This window comes from Erythrobacter ani, from assembly GCF_019204025.1.
In the GTDB taxonomy this organism is placed as follows: Bacteria; Pseudomonadota; Alphaproteobacteria; order Sphingomonadales; family Sphingomonadaceae; genus Erythrobacter; species Erythrobacter ani.
The window spans coordinates 670927-684730 of record NZ_JAGSPB010000001.1; the positions used below are offsets into that span (position 1 = coordinate 670927).

At 61.3% G+C, this 13804-nt stretch carries 10 protein-coding genes; 6 read left to right on the plus strand and 4 right to left on the minus strand.

Annotated features, from left to right (window positions below):
• The first annotated feature begins 31 nt into the window (after nucleotides 1-31).
• Genes KCG45_RS03200 through KCG45_RS03210 form a run of 3 tightly spaced genes read left to right on the plus strand, consistent with a single transcriptional unit; the run spans nucleotide 32 to nucleotide 3622 of the window.
• The gene (locus KCG45_RS03200; RefSeq protein WP_218315661.1) at nucleotides 32-1882 is read left to right on the plus strand and encodes an outer membrane protein assembly factor BamB family protein; all 1851 of its coding nucleotides are present in this window, start codon (nucleotides 32-34) and stop codon (nucleotides 1880-1882) included.
• The gene (locus KCG45_RS03205; RefSeq protein WP_218315662.1) at nucleotides 1879-2931 is read left to right on the plus strand and encodes a VOC family protein; all 1053 of its coding nucleotides are present in this window, start codon (nucleotides 1879-1881) and stop codon (nucleotides 2929-2931) included. Before KCG45_RS03200 ends, KCG45_RS03205 begins: the two co-directional genes overlap by 4 nt.
• Before the next feature lie 46 nt (nucleotides 2932-2977).
• The gene (locus KCG45_RS03210) at nucleotides 2978-3622 is read left to right on the plus strand and encodes a TetR/AcrR family transcriptional regulator (protein WP_218315663.1); all 645 of its coding nucleotides are present in this window, start codon (nucleotides 2978-2980) and stop codon (nucleotides 3620-3622) included.
• 7 nt (nucleotides 3623-3629) lie between these two features.
• On the opposite strand, the gene KCG45_RS03215 is transcribed toward KCG45_RS03210, so the two are convergent.
• Nucleotides 3630-4151, minus strand: coding sequence for a flavin reductase family protein (locus KCG45_RS03215; RefSeq protein WP_218315664.1), 522 nt, complete (start codon nucleotides 4149-4151; stop codon nucleotides 3630-3632).
• 228 nt (nucleotides 4152-4379) lie between these two features.
• Between KCG45_RS03215 and nhaA the strand changes: the two genes are divergently transcribed.
• Both nhaA and KCG45_RS03225 read left to right on the plus strand, forming a co-directional pair.
• Nucleotides 4380-5588 carry a Na+/H+ antiporter NhaA gene (nhaA, locus tag KCG45_RS03220; RefSeq protein WP_218315665.1) on the plus strand — a complete coding sequence of 403 codons (1209 nt, stop codon included), beginning with the start codon at nucleotides 4380-4382 and terminating at the stop codon, nucleotides 5586-5588.
• 3 nt (nucleotides 5589-5591) lie between these two features.
• Nucleotides 5592-6458 carry an alpha/beta fold hydrolase gene (locus KCG45_RS03225; protein ID WP_218315666.1) on the plus strand — a complete coding sequence of 289 codons (867 nt, stop codon included), beginning with the start codon at nucleotides 5592-5594 and terminating at the stop codon, nucleotides 6456-6458.
• Between the two features lies 1 nt (nucleotide 6459).
• On the opposite strand, the gene KCG45_RS03230 is transcribed toward KCG45_RS03225, so the two are convergent.
• Nucleotides 6460-9696: an amidohydrolase family protein gene (locus tag KCG45_RS03230; protein ID WP_218315667.1), complete on the minus strand. Its 3237-nt coding sequence runs from the start codon at nucleotides 9694-9696 to the stop codon at nucleotides 6460-6462.
• Nucleotides 9697-9865: 169 nt separating this feature from the next.
• On the opposite strand from KCG45_RS03230, the gene KCG45_RS03235 reads away from it, so the two are divergent.
• Nucleotides 9866-11152 (plus strand): APC family permease, encoded by a 1287-nt coding sequence (locus KCG45_RS03235; RefSeq protein WP_218315668.1) that lies wholly within the window; start codon nucleotides 9866-9868, stop codon nucleotides 11150-11152.
• Here KCG45_RS03235 and KCG45_RS03240 read toward each other — a convergent pair.
• Entirely contained in the window at nucleotides 11149-12435 is a 1287-nt protein-coding gene (locus KCG45_RS03240; RefSeq protein WP_218315669.1) for an acyl-CoA dehydrogenase family protein, read from the minus strand. The genes KCG45_RS03235 and KCG45_RS03240 overlap by 4 nt on opposite strands.
• 2 nt (nucleotides 12436-12437) lie before the next feature.
• On the minus strand, nucleotides 12438-13787 hold the full coding sequence (locus KCG45_RS03245) for a phosphotransferase (protein ID WP_218315670.1): 1350 nt from the start codon (nucleotides 13785-13787) through the stop codon (nucleotides 12438-12440).
• Nucleotides 13788-13804 lie beyond the last annotated feature (17 nt).

A 13804-nucleotide genomic window follows, 5' to 3' on the forward strand; every position in this document is an offset into this window, starting at 1 on the left:
TATGATTAGTCAATAACGGATGGGATGAGAAATGAAAAGCGGCTTTGCGATACTCGGCCCCGTGGCTGTGGCGCTCGCCGCCTGTTCATCCCCCGCGGAAGAGGCCATAATCGAACTCCCCGAGAGCGGGAAGGCCGCCTTGGCGGAGCGCCTTTACGCTAATAATTGCGCATCCTGCCATGACCGGGCCATCAATGGCGCGCCGACCCGCGCCGCGCTGGAGCAGCGCAGCCAGGCGCAAATTCTCGCTTCGATGAATACCGGGATCATGCAGGCCCAATCTGCGGCCCTCTCGGCCATCGACCGGGTCGTTCTGTCTGAATATCTTGGCAAAGGCGAAGCGGCGCGCGAGGCAACCGGCGCGCGCTGCAAAGGGGCGCTGCAATTTTCTGGCCCACCTCTGTGGAACAGGTGGGGAGGCGATCTCGCCAACACCCGGTTCCAGGACAACGATGCGGCAGGCCTCGTCGCAAAAGACATACCGCAGCTTGAGCTTGCATGGGCGTTCGGATTTCCCGGCGCGCAGCGAGCCCGGTCCCAGCCCGCGGTCACGCGCGAGGCGCTGTTCACCGGCAGCCAGTCCGGGCACGTCTATGCTCTCGACCCCCAGACCGGGTGCATCTGGTGGAGCTATGATGCCGGCGCGGAGGTGCGCAACGCCCCGCTGATCGCGACCGGCAGCGATGGCCACCCGGAAACGCTCTATTTCGGCGATGTCGATGCAGTGGTCCATGCCGTCGATCCGCAAACCGGTCGCCAGCGCTGGTCCAAATCGGTCAAGGACCATCCCGACGGAACCATGACCGGCAGTATTGCGATGCATGACGGCACGCTGTTCGTGCCCATGTCGTCGCTCGAAGTCGTCTCCGCCTATGACGATCAATACATCTGCTGCACGTTCCGGGGCGGGATCACCGCGCTCGATGCCGGAACCGGCGAGCCGAAATGGCGGTGGTATTCGGTCGATGAACCGAAGAAGGTCGGGGAAACCAGCGTCGGGGTCGACATTCTTGCGCCGAGCGGCGCGCCGGTCTGGTCGACGCCGACCGTCGATGCGAAGCGCGGCTTGCTCTATGTCGGCACCGGCGAGAACTACACCTCTCCTGCCAATGGCAACAGCGACGCCATTGTCGCGCTGTCGCTCGCAACCGGGCGGCTCCGCTGGGTTTCTCAGACCGTCGCGGGGGATGCCTGGAACGCTTCGTGCGGGCGCGATCCCAAGGCAAACTGTCCGGAAGAGGACGGCCCCGATTTCGATTTCGGTGCCGCGCCTATTCTGGTCGAGCTGCCATCAGGCGAAGACATCATCCTCGCAGGCCAGAAATCGGGCGAAGTCTTCGGGATGGATCCCGATGATGGAGGCCGCATCCTGTGGCGGTCGCGGGCCGGAATGGGCGGCTTCAACGGCGGCATCCACTGGGGCATGGCCAGCGACGGCGAGACGCTCTGGGTGCCGATCGCCGACACTCCCGGAAATCGCTTCACCGTTGGTCCGCCGCAGCCCGGCATTCACGCTTTCGATGCCGCAACCGGGCAGAAACTATGGTCCCGGATTGAAAAGCCGACCTGCGAGGAGCCGGGCTATGCCTGCCAGACTGCATTATCCGCCCCGCTGACTGCTATCCCCGGTGTCATTTTTGCAGGGGCCCACAACGGACGCATACTTGCCTATTCGGCGCGCGATGGCCGCGTGTTGTGGATGGATGAGACCAATCGCAGTTTCGAGACCGTCAACGGCGCCGAGGCGAAAGGCGGCTCGATCGACGGGGCGGGCGTAGTCGTCGCGGGCGGAATGGTCTTCGTGAACTCGGGATACGACAAATTCGGCGAGATCGGCGGCAACGTGCTGCTGGCCTATCGCCCTGCGGGAGAAGCCAGATGAAGCGTTTGACCGGCATGGCGATGATCGGCCTCGCGCTGGCGGGTTGTTCTACCACCCAGCTGGCGCAATCTGCGACCGAACCCGCCAATCCCGATGCGATACTCGGCGTCCATCATGTCGGCATAACCGTCTCCGACATTGACGACACCATCGCGTTTTACAGCGCAGCAGTCGATTTCGAAGTGGTCGAACGCAAGATGGTGGACGCCTCGGCTTTGCCGGCCGAAATCCTTGCCAAGCGCGAGGGTCAGATCGAGATGGCCCTGATCGAAACGCCCACCGTGTTCCTGGTCCTCACGGACATTGAACCGGGGGTCGATGCAGAGCCTGAAAGGCGTGCCGTCATAGGGCCGGGCTACACGCATATCTGCTGGCAAACGCATGCGGACAATTCCGGCTACCGGCGGTTTCGCGAGGCCGGTCTCGATATCCTCTCGCGCGGGGACGACGCGGTCGATCTGGGCGGTTACGGCGTCACCTACGCTTACGGTTTCGATCCCGACGGGACGATGATCGAAATGGAACAGCTCGAACGTCCACGCAGGCAGGACGACGCGTGGCTGACCCACATCGCCAATGTCCCCGGCAACAAGGCCGCGATGGTCGATTTCTATACCAAGGTGCTCGGTTACGGCCCACACCGCGAAATCGAGGAAACCCGCATGGAAACCATCGATGACGTGGTCGACATCGACGGCACCGTGGTCACCGCAAGCTGGTTTGCAACCTGGAATTTCGAGCTCGAATTCTGGAATTACAAGAAGCCTGCGACACCAGTCACGCGCACCGACTGGACACTGGAGCGGATCGGATACAACAGCCTGTCATTCGAGGTGACGGACCTTGCCGGAACCCTCGCCCGTCTCGAACCCGAAGGCATCGAACTCGCCGGGCCCACTTTCACGCTTGGCGGATGGCAAATGCAGTTTGCACGCGACCCCGAGGGCAACCTGCTCGCATTCCAGCAAAATGTCGGCGCTGGCCGGGATCGCTCGATCCATGACAAACGCTGGCACGATCCGTCATCCTATCCGCTTCCCCCACTGTGACACAGCGGCCCTAGATTCTGCGCCAACCTTTGCTAATGCTTCGATGATGGCATCCAGGCCCCGCAAACCCCGCACCAGGCTCGATCCTGCAGAGCGCCGCAAGCTGATCCTCGATCACGCCGCCGAAGTGGTCGGCCGCGACGGCGTCGCGGCGATCTCCATGGAATCGATCGGGCAGGCCGCAGGAGTCAGCAAATCGCTGGTGTACAATTACTTCCCCAATCTCAACGAGCTACTCAGCGAGCTGCTCGAGCGAGAACTGCGGATGCTCCGGCGTGAGCAGAGCAAGGCCGCCCAAGGTGCCGATACGTTCGAAGGGCTCGTTCGCGGGATCACGCACGCCTACATCAAATATATCGATGAGCGCGGTCTGATCATCGACCGTTTGCAGGCGGAACCCAGTGTCAGTGCGGTACACGACCCGACCGAATATGGGCGCGATGCCGCGGTCGATTATCTCGCGGACATCATCGGCAAGCACTTCGGCCTTCCGCCCGATATCGCGCAGGCCGCCATCGATATCAGTTTCGGCCTTCCCGCATCGGCAGGCATGTACCTGCTGCGCGACAAGAGCCGCCATTCGATGACATGGCAGCAGGTCGAGGATATCACGGTGACGATGATCGTCGGCGCGATCATGGCGCTGAAGGACGATTATGTCCTAAACCGGCAGTCGCTCCGCGCAGACTGATGCGCACTCAATTACCGATGCTGCAAAACCGCCCGTTGAAAAAGCCGAGCGCCCGCGCATGGCGATCCGCAAAGCTTGCGTTCATGGCCTGCACTTCGCCTAGAACGATAGTGTGATCTCCCGCAGGATATGTCTTCCAGCGGCGACATTCGATCGTCGCCAACGCGCCGCGCAGGACAGGGATTCCACGCCCAGTCCATTCGAAATCGCCATGATTGAGCGCTGAATCGCCCCGCGCGGCGTAGCGGCGGGCAATGACCTGCTGGCCTTCACAGAGTATGCTGAACGCGAATTCCTCGGCGCCTGCATAATCGGCAAACTGACTGGACGCATTTTGCAGGCTCCAACTCACTAGCATCGGTTCAAGCGATACCGATACAAGTGAATTGATCGTCATCCCGGAAATCGGCGGGTGCTCGCTCCCGTCGTTTTCCCCAAACGACACCACGCAAACGCCTGTCGCAAACAAGCCCATGAGCTTGCGGAACTCGGTCTCGCCGACCGGGTCTGCGGGTAGGATTTCGGACAAAAATGGATCTCCGCGTCGGAACATCTTGTGCAAACGGCGTCTGGCACCGCGCGTTCCCCTACAGCAGTACGTTTGCCAGTCAAAATTGCAGTGCGGGCGCATTTCCACTTGCCGTGGAGAATTAGACCGCGAAAATCGTGTCAATGGGCCCGATTTGCGGGCACCAATGGCGCTGTCGCACGTTGCAGACCCAAGGACAATTGCATCTTTCCTAGAGGACCGGGAACCATGATTGATCGGGTGGGCGCTGCGCTGAAAGACTTCCTCAAGCAGGAGAGCGCCGGAGGCATAGTCCTCATCGTCGCTGCGCTGCTTGCGCTGGTGATCGCCAATTCGCCTGCCGCAAGCGCATATTTCGGCACGCTCGAGACAAAGCTGAACCTGTCTTACGGCAGCTTCGAAATCGACAAGCCGCTGCTCCTGTGGATCAATGACGGTCTGATGGCGATCTTCTTCTTCCTCATCGGGCTCGAGGTGAAACGCGAAGTGCTGGAAGGCCAGCTTTCCAGCTGGAACAAGGCTTCGTTGCCACTGGTCGCCGCGATTGGAGGCATGGCAATCCCGGCGCTGATCTTCGTCGCATTCAACTGGAACTCGCCCGAGACAATCGATGGCTGGGCTATCCCCGCCGCGACCGATATCGCCTTTGCACTGGGGATCCTGTCGCTGCTCGGTCCGCGCGTTCCCGTCGCACTCAAAGCTTTGCTGCTGGCTGTCGCGGTGATCGACGATATCGGCGCGATCACCATCATCGCGCTCTTTTATTCTGGCGAGCTCAAGATCGATATGCTCATCGGCGCGGGCATCACGCTCGCGGCACTGGCAATTATCGGGCGACTGAAATTCGGCTCGCGCATTCCGTATACGCTGCTCACCGTACTGATGTGGGTATTCGTGCTCAAATCCGGGGTCCACGCAACGCTGGCCGGTGTCGCCGCCGCGATGACGGTCCCGATGGTCGCCCGCAATGGAGAGCGGCTGCTGGAGAAAATGGAGCACGGCCTGCACAGCTGGGTCGCATTCCTCATCATCCCAATTTTCGGGTTCGCGAATGCCGGCGTAACGCTGATCGGCCTGTCGCCATCGGACCTGCTTGAACCGCTGCCGCTGGGCATTGCGCTCGGCCTGCTCATTGGCAAGCAGATCGGCATCTTCGGGTTTGCCTATGTCGGTGTGAAGATGGGCATCGCAACCCTTCCGGAAAAAGTGAACTGGAGGCAAATTCACGGCCTGTCACTACTAGCCGCCATCGGTTTCACCATGAGCCTGTTTATCGGCAACCTGGCCTTTGCCGATCCGGCTCAGATCGACGCGGTGAAGCTGGGAGTGCTGGCTGGATCGCTGGTCGCAGCGGTGTCCGGTTTCTTCCTGCTCAAGGTCGCGCTGCCCGATGCCCCTGCCGAAGAACCGGCAGGCGAGCCGGTACCCGTCACCTGATCGATGAAGCCGGCTGCGCGAACCATCGAGGTCAACGGGATCAAGCTCGCCTATTTCGAATGGCGTGCAAAGCCAGGTAATCAGGAACCCGCGCTCGTCTTCGCCCACGCGACCGGGTTTCACGCGCGGGTCTGGGACGCGATAATCGAGCATTTTCCGGACCGGCGAGTTCTCTCCCTCGACCTGCGCGGGCATGGCCGTTCGACCGGCGACCCCATCGATCACTGGCAAACCATGTCGCGCGATGTCGGAGCGTTCCTGAAGCAACTCCGCATTCGCCGCGCGATCGGCATCGGGCATTCGATGGGCGCCCATACCCTGCTCCAATGCGCCGCCGATATGCCAGACGCGTTCAGCCGCCTGGTCCTGTTTGATCCGGTCATCCTCGCGCCCGAATTCTATGCCGCGGGTGCCCCGCTTTTCACATCAGACGCGCCGCATCCGGCGATCCGCCGAAAGCGAGACTTCGACAGCGTAGAGTCCATGATCGAGCGATTTGGTTCGCGCGATCCCTATGATCTGTTCGAGCCGAGGGTGTTCGAGGATTACTGCCGCTATGGTCTTCTCCCGACGTCGGACGGAGCCAAATGCGAGCTTGCGTGCCTGCCGGAAATGGAAGCGAGCGTCTACGCCTCAAGCCGCAGCAATACCGGCATTCACGAGGCCGCGAGGCAGGTGGACATCCCCACCCTGATCGTGCGCGCGAAACAGACCGATTTGCAAGACTTCAAATCGTCGCCGACCTGGCCTGAGCTTGCCTCCACCATGCCGAAAGGCACCGACCTTTACCGGCCAGACCGCACCCATTTTCACCCGTTTGAAGACCCCGCCGATGCGGCTGCAATCATCGAACGGGCGATTAGCGAATAGCTCAATCTTCCCACCAATAGGCACGCCTCTGGGCATCGCCCGTGGCTACCTCGTTCATTGTTGCGGCATCATACAGACGCCCGCCCAGCATCACCTGTTCGATCGTGTCGGAATTGCGGATGTCCTGGCTCGGATCTTCAGACAGGACGAGCAGATCGGCGAGCTTGCCGACTTCGAGGCTGCCGATATCCTTGTCCATACCAAGTGATTGCGCGGGCGCGATTGTCCCTGCCTTCAGGGCCTCGATAGCGGTCATGCCGCCGCGTGCGAAGCTCCACATTTCCCAATGCGCGGCGATCCCGGCCTGCTGGCCATGCGCACCGATGGACACCTTAACGCCGCGCTGCGCGAGCTTGTGCGCCTCGCGCGCGGCATCGTCATCGACGAAGGCCCAGTCCGGTGCCTTCGTCCGGCGCGCGCTGGAAGCGAGCAGGTGCTTCGGACTGGTGTGAACCAGCAGCGGATGATCGAACACGTCGGTTTCCTGCCGCCAGTACGGATCACCAGCCAGCCCCCCAAAGGTCACGGTGAGGGTCGGCGTGTAGTTCGAGTTCGACTGGCCGAAGAATTGCAGCACGTCTTCGTAAAACACTTCTCCGGGTACATTGTGTTCGATGGTCGAATTGCCATCCGCCACGAGGTTCATGTCCATCCCGAACAACGATCCACCCTCAGCCACGACGAGCATGTTCTCCTCGGCTGCTGCGCGGGCGACCATCTGGCGCTGTTCGCGCCGAGGCTGGTTGTAGTTCTTGACCGAGATGCCGCCCTGCGCCTTGATCCGGCGGACATGTGCAAGGGCATCGTCGTAGGTGTCGACCCGCGCATAGATGCTTGGTGCCTTGGCACCGTAGATAATCTCGCCCGTCGAGAAAATGCGCGGGGCAAGCAGCTTGCCCGCTTGCTGCCGTTCGGCAGAGGCGAAGATGTGGCTCGCGCTGTTCGACGGATCGTGGATCGTCGTCACTCCCAGCGCCAGGTCCTGGACCAGCCGCCAGTTCTGCTGCGGGATGAGATCGCCGGTACCCTGCGGCCCGTGCGCGTGGGCATCGACGAGGCCGGGCATGATGGTCTTGCCGCTCGCATCGACCGTAATCGCTCCGTCCGGGACGGTCACTTCGCTTGCGGATCCGATCGCGGTGATCCGGTCGCCCTGTATCACGATGAAACCGTTTTCGATGACACCGGGGTCTTGGGCATCAAGACCAGCAGCCATCGTCAGCAGACGCGCTCCGGTGATGGCCACAGTGCTGCTTGGCTTGTCTGCGGCGACTGTGATCGCCATCTGGATGCCGGATCCAGGCGGCGAATAAGCAGCGCCGTCATTTCCGTTGCCTTTGGGCGCGCTGGAAAAGAAATCGGATACCTGAGCGCGCATCAATTCCGGTCCCATCGACCAGAACAATGTCTCCCCTCCGCCTGACCAGCCGAGGTAGTCAGCGCCGCCTTCGCTCACTTTGGTAACTGGCAGCGCGCCGCCCTGTTCACTGACATCGACCGGCTTCCCGCCAGGTATGACGGGCATGGCGAACACTTCGTAGTTCTGCCGAAAGGCAATAGTCCGTCCATCGGGCGCAATGCGGAAATCGTTGGCCAGCTCACCGCGAGCGTGCGTGCGTTTCGCCTCTCCGCTCAAATCGGTGGATTGCAGCACGAGCTTGCCGCCGCTCGCCACGTTCATGAATATTCGCCCCGTGTCGGTGGTGAATTGCGGGTTCGAACCCGAACCGGTCACGCGGCTTGTCTCCCCGCCGCCCACGGGAACTGTGAAGATGCCGGTATTATCCGAGTATTCTGGCGCAGTGAGATAGCCGCCGGAGCGCTTCTCGAAAGCGAGCATTCGCCCGTCAGGCGAAAAGGCCGGGTTCGCGTAATGGCCCGGTTTAGAGGTGACCGTCTGCGCGTTTCCTCCATTCGCATCGGCGACAATAATTTCGCCCAGTCCTTCGTCGGTCCAGCGCACGAATGCGAGGCGAGATCCGTTACGGCTGAACGCCGGAAACGCCTCGATCGCATCGCTGCCATCTCCGGTAAGCGGACGCGGCGCATCGTGGCCCCTCGCCGACTTCGTATAGAGCTTGCCCAGCGCTTCGAACACGACGCGCGTACCATCGGGCGACAGCGTGCCGAATTTTGCCATTTTAGTGGTGAAGCGGTCGGGCGCGACGTCGATGACGGGGTGCGGCGCATCGGCAATGCCACGCGTATCGTTCACCGTGAACGGGATCTCGGCAAAGTTCGCTCCATCACGGTCGATCCGGTTGAGTTTCCCCCCTGCCCAGAACACGATGCTGGCGCTATCCGGCGTCCAGTCCATATTGGGATAGACCCCGGTCACCGCCCAGGTTTCCTGCACATCCTGATCGAGTTCGCCGTAAATCATCCGCTCGGCACCGCTGGCAATATCCTTGATCCACAGCTGGCTTTGATCCTTGTCCCGCCGCACGAAGGCGATCTCGCTGCCATCGGGCGAAGGCGCAGGGCGCACCGCGCCGCCAAAGCCATCGACTGCGGTCGTGACCTCGCCGGTTTCGAGATCATATTTCTCGATCGCGAAGATTCCGCTGTTGGAATCCTGCGCATAGATGAAGGTATTCCCGTCAGTGGTGTTGCGCGTGTAATAAATCGCACTGCCATCTGGCGCGAAGGTGGGCTCGCCCAGCTCCTTTTGCAGAGCTTCGTCGGCGCGCTCGACCACCTGCACGCCGCCCCCGCCGGAGACGTGGTACATCCAGATTTCGCCCGTACCGAGCGAGCGCTGGGTGGTGAAATGCTTCTTTGCGGCGATGAAACGCCCGTCGGGCGACCAGGTCGGCTGGTTGAGGAGGCGGAATTCCTCTTTCGTCACCTGCCGTTTGTCGGAACCGTTGCTGTTCATGACCCAGATATTGTCGCCGCCGCCGCGATCCGAGGTGAAAGCGATGCGCGAGCCGTCGGGCGAAAAGCGTGGGTGCACCTCCCATGCAAGCCCCTCTGCGATGCGGGTGGGAGTGCCTCCTGAGATCGGCATGGTGTAGATATCGCCGAGCAGGGCAAAGGCGATGGTCCGCCCATCGGGAGAGACGTCAACATCCATCCAGGTGCCTTCATCGGTCTGGATCTGCACCTGTTCGATGGTGGCCCCCCTGGGCGCCATAATGTCCCACTTCGCGTCCTTGCCCTCGTGATTATCGGCGAAGGCTGCTGCCGGAATTGTAAGCATAGAGCCTGCAAGAAGTGCGGTGGTGATTTGGCGCATCAGATTATTCTCCCCAGTCCGACCCGGAGACTAGCGGCGAGAAACGATATTGCTAGGGGGAGCAGGCACCCCGTTTGATTGACACGCCCTGCGCTTTTCTTTCAAACGCTATGCGGGGCGCGTTCCAACGGGGGAACGGAACATTTCATACGATCAAAAACCGCCACGCGTGGTCGGGCTTGGCGGGGCGATCCTGACCAGTCTCAATGGCGTTGTAGGGTCGGGCATCTTTGCCTTGCCCGCACTGCTGTTTGCGGCGGCAGGATCGTTTTCGCCTGTCGCGATCCTGATATTTGCATGCCTGTATGGCAGCGTATTGCTGGTCGTCGCCAAACTTTCGACGGTATTCCGACAATCCGGCGGCGCGCAACTTTACACCGAGCATGCGTTCGGCCCGGCGGTCGGGTTCCAGGTCGGATGGTTCTCGCTCGCAGTGAACATGTCTGCGGCAGCGGCCAACTTTCACGTGCTCGTTTCATATGTCGCGGCGATTTTTCCGTTCTTCGATGATCCGGCCATTCGGCTCGTGACCATGACTGCCTTGATCCTCGTATTCACATCGATCAGCGTCAGCGGTGCAGCCCGTTCGATCAGGGCTCTCGCCATCGGGACCGTGCTGAAAATCGGCCCGATCGCACTGCTTGTAGCCATTGGCTTTGCGCAGAACGGAGTGCCCGTAGAGGTAAACCTGCCTACTTTCAGCAATTTCGAATCCGTTGCGCTCTTGCTCGCCTTCGCCTTTTCAGGCTGCGACGTCGCGGTTTATGCCGCCGGAGAGGCAAAGGAGCCGCGAAAGACGATGACCCGTGCGTTGATGCTCAATCTCGGCGGCGTCGCAATCTTCTATGCATTGGTCCAACTTGCTTACGCCGCGACTGCGCCTGATCCCACAGCAGTCGATATTCCGCTCGCAGCGATGGGCGAAAAACTGCTTGGCCCTGCGGGAAGTTTGATGATCAGTCTCGCCGCGATTTTCTCTATCGCCACTTACCAGATCAACACATTCTTCCTGATCCCTCGCCTTGCCTACGGAATGGCGCGCAGAGGATTGCTTCCGCACAGTCTTGCCTATCTGTCCCCTCGCTTCAAATCGCCGGCCGTTGCAATCGCAGCGTTCGCAGCGGTGGTGGCTGCGCTCACGCTATCGGGTACGTTCGAAATCCTCGCCGTACTTGTAGTCAGCGTCGAACAGCTGGGTTTCCTGGCGGTCATCGCCGCGCTCGTAACCATGTGGCGCCGCAATGACGCGGGACTGCGCAAAACGATGGACTTGCGCTGGGCCATTATCGTGCCCGTCGCGACCGGGTATATCCTCTGGCTGATGTCGCAGTTGGAGGCGACATCGGTTATTTATATGGGCGTTATGGTGGCGATAGGGATCGCCCTTTACTGGCTTTCAAAAAGCTCCGCCGTAAAGCAGGACGGCATCGACCTGCCTGAGGGGCGCAGCTTCTAGCCCATCGTCCCCTTCTTCGGCCCGAGATACCCGAACAGGTAGGCCGCCACTTTCCGCATCTGGATTTCTTCGGAGCCCTCCGTGATCCGATAGCGGCGGTGATGGCGGTAGATGTGCTCGAACGGTTTGTGCCGTGAATAGCCGATTCCGCCATGCACCTGCATCGCGCGGTCGGCGGCTTCGCACACCAGCCGGTTCGCCCAGTAATTGCACATCGAGACCTTGTCGGAGATCGTGCGCTCGATCTCTTCGTGTGGCATGTTGTCCATCTCCCACGCGGTCTTGAGGATCAGCAGGCGCAGCATCTCGCACTGTGTGGCGAGCTCGACCATTGGGAACTGGATCGCCTGGTTCTTCGACAGCGCCTCGCCAAAAGGTTTGCGGGTCCGCGCATATCTAACGCTCTCATCGACGCAGAATTGCGCCGCGCCGCAGCTCGACGCCGCCTGCCGGATGCGGTTCTGGTGGACAAAGCTCTGCGCCAGCGCAAGGCCGCGCCCTTCGACGCCTAGAATCGCGCTGTCAGGCACCCAGACGTCCTTGATCGAGAGGCGCGGATGGTCGGTGGGCATGTTGAAGGTCCACATCCATTCCTCGATCTCCAGGCCTTCGGTCGGATTGGGGACGAGGAGGCAGGTGATCCCGCTCGCATCGCCCGCTTCACCGGACGTGCGACAGAACATCGCGCAATGGGTCGCGACATGCATGCCGGTGATCCACATCTTCTCCCCGTTGATGAGCCAGCCATCGATGCCGTCGCGGGTCTCGCGCACCGCGCGGGTTTCCATGTGGGTTGCATCAGAGCCGTGATGTGGTTCTGTGAGGCCAAAGGCGACGCGGCGCGTGCGTTCAAATCCGCCGAGAATGAATTCCTGCTTTTGCTTCTCTGTCCCCCACTGATCGAACATCGCGACGAAGGGGAAGTTACCGACGATCGAATGCTCGTTCTGGAGGTCGTTGTGGAGGCCAAGGCCCTTGCGAGCGAAATGGTCGCGTACCACCGCCATCCAGAGGTTCGACCCGTCCTTGCCACCGTACTTTTTCGGCGCTGAAAACCGCCAGTGTCCGGCCTTGTCGGCACGCCGCGTGGCTTCCTTGAGCAGCTCCTCCCACTCCTCGCGCGGCAATCCGCCCGCCTCGAAATTCGTCCGCGCGTATTCGCGGCGGTGGTCGAAGAAACGGATATTGTCGTCCTGCTGTTCAAGCGGCTTGATCTCGGCCTCGATGAAAGCGTCGAGCTCGTCGAGATACGCCTGCAGGTCGGCGGGAATTGCAAAGTCCATTATCAGGTCACCTCTGTAGATTTGCTCCAAAGCTCGCGTGCAACCGCAAGTGCGGGGTATTTGGGAGAGTCAGCCTCCAGCTTGTCCAAGGCGTCCCGCCGAAGTCGTGTGATGGCCGGATCGGTCATCATCTTGCGTCGGCCCGTCAGGAAATCCTCCGCCAGTTCGCGATCCGAGACTCTGGGCACGATTGCGTACTCACGGGCTAGCATGCCCAGCGCATTGCGAGCCACGGCGAGTTGGAAACGGTCATGGCCTTCAACCTTATCCTTGATTGTGCTGAGCCACTCCGCGACCGCCGTTGCAATCTCGCCGGTCTGAGCCTCGCCAAAATACAATTCATTATTGGGAATACGTTCTTTCGGAACGATCCCATCGGCCAGCGCGTCCCCCTCCAGCAACATCAGCAAATCGAGTTCCTGCTCGCTGGTCCGCCTTGAGATCACCACCCGCTCCAGCATCCGGTCCTCGCCGCTGCGCCAGTATTTCGCCATTTTGAGGCAGCCGAGCGCCCACCATACGGTGCGGTGGATCAGCCAATAGCGGAAGCGCTTGGCGTCGACTTTCATGCCCGCCTCGGCTTCGTAAGCGGCGAAGTAGTCCTCAAGTCTCCCCAGGCCCAATGCAGGCCTGTCGTAGCGGTGGAACCGCCACACCGCCATGCAGCCAAAGGCAAGGTCCTCGTGCCGGTCGCCGAAATGCGCCAGCTCCCAATCGAGCACGCCGGTGAGCTTGCCTGGCTGCGCGAGCAGGTTGCCCATACGGTAATCGCCATGGACCAGCACCGGCTCGACCGGCTTGGGGCAATTGTCCTCCATCCACTTGAGTCCGAGAGCGATGATCGGCCTGTCGCCGCCCGCTTCATCGAATTGCTGGCGCAGATCGGCGATAGCCTCCCGGTAGTCCATCACCGGCACCGCGTCCGGCACATCTTCGCGCCCAAGCGAGTGGATGCGAGCCAGATCGCGCGCCGCCTGCTTCAACAAGGTGTCGGCATCGTCGAATTGCAGAATCTCCCTGGGGTTCGGCGTCCCGGGAAGCGCCTGCATCACGAACCCGGAGCCGATACCGTCTTCCGGTTCGAGTTCCACGACGACCCGAGGGGCTGTAACGCCTGCCGCATGCGCCGCGCGGATCACAGCTGCTTCAACAGCGTGACCGTAAGGGCGATCTTCCATGAATTCGAGGCTCGGCGCGCGGCGCAGCACGAAGGCTTCCGCCCCACACGAAAACCGCCAGCTTTCCATCGTCGCGCCGCCGGTCAGACGGTGGAGCCCCTCAGGCGCGGTCAACCCGGCTCGCGCGCAAGCCCGCGCCAATCCTCCGATCAAGTCCTCAGGCGTAGCCGCCATCGCTTCCTTCTCTCCTC

Coding starts and splice junctions, on each gene's coding strand:
- KCG45_RS03200 (WP_218315661.1), top strand. CDS start 32: ATGAAAAGCGGCTTTGCGATACTCGGCCCCGTGGCTGTGGCGCTCGCC.
- KCG45_RS03205 (WP_218315662.1), top strand. CDS start 1,879: ATGAAGCGTTTGACCGGCATGGCGATGATCGGCCTCGCGCTGGCGGGT.
- KCG45_RS03225 (WP_218315666.1), top strand. CDS start 5,592: ATGAAGCCGGCTGCGCGAACCATCGAGGTCAACGGGATCAAGCTCGCC.
- KCG45_RS03245 (WP_218315670.1), bottom strand. CDS start 13,787: ATGGCGGCTACGCCTGAGGACTTGATCGGAGGATTGGCGCGGGCTTGC.
- KCG45_RS03210 (WP_218315663.1), top strand. CDS start 2,978: ATGGCATCCAGGCCCCGCAAACCCCGCACCAGGCTCGATCCTGCAGAG.
- KCG45_RS03230 (WP_218315667.1), bottom strand. CDS start 9,696: ATGCGCCAAATCACCACCGCACTTCTTGCAGGCTCTATGCTTACAATT.
- KCG45_RS03240 (WP_218315669.1), bottom strand. CDS start 12,435: ATGGACTTTGCAATTCCCGCCGACCTGCAGGCGTATCTCGACGAGCTC.
- nhaA (WP_218315665.1), top strand. CDS start 4,380: ATGATTGATCGGGTGGGCGCTGCGCTGAAAGACTTCCTCAAGCAGGAG.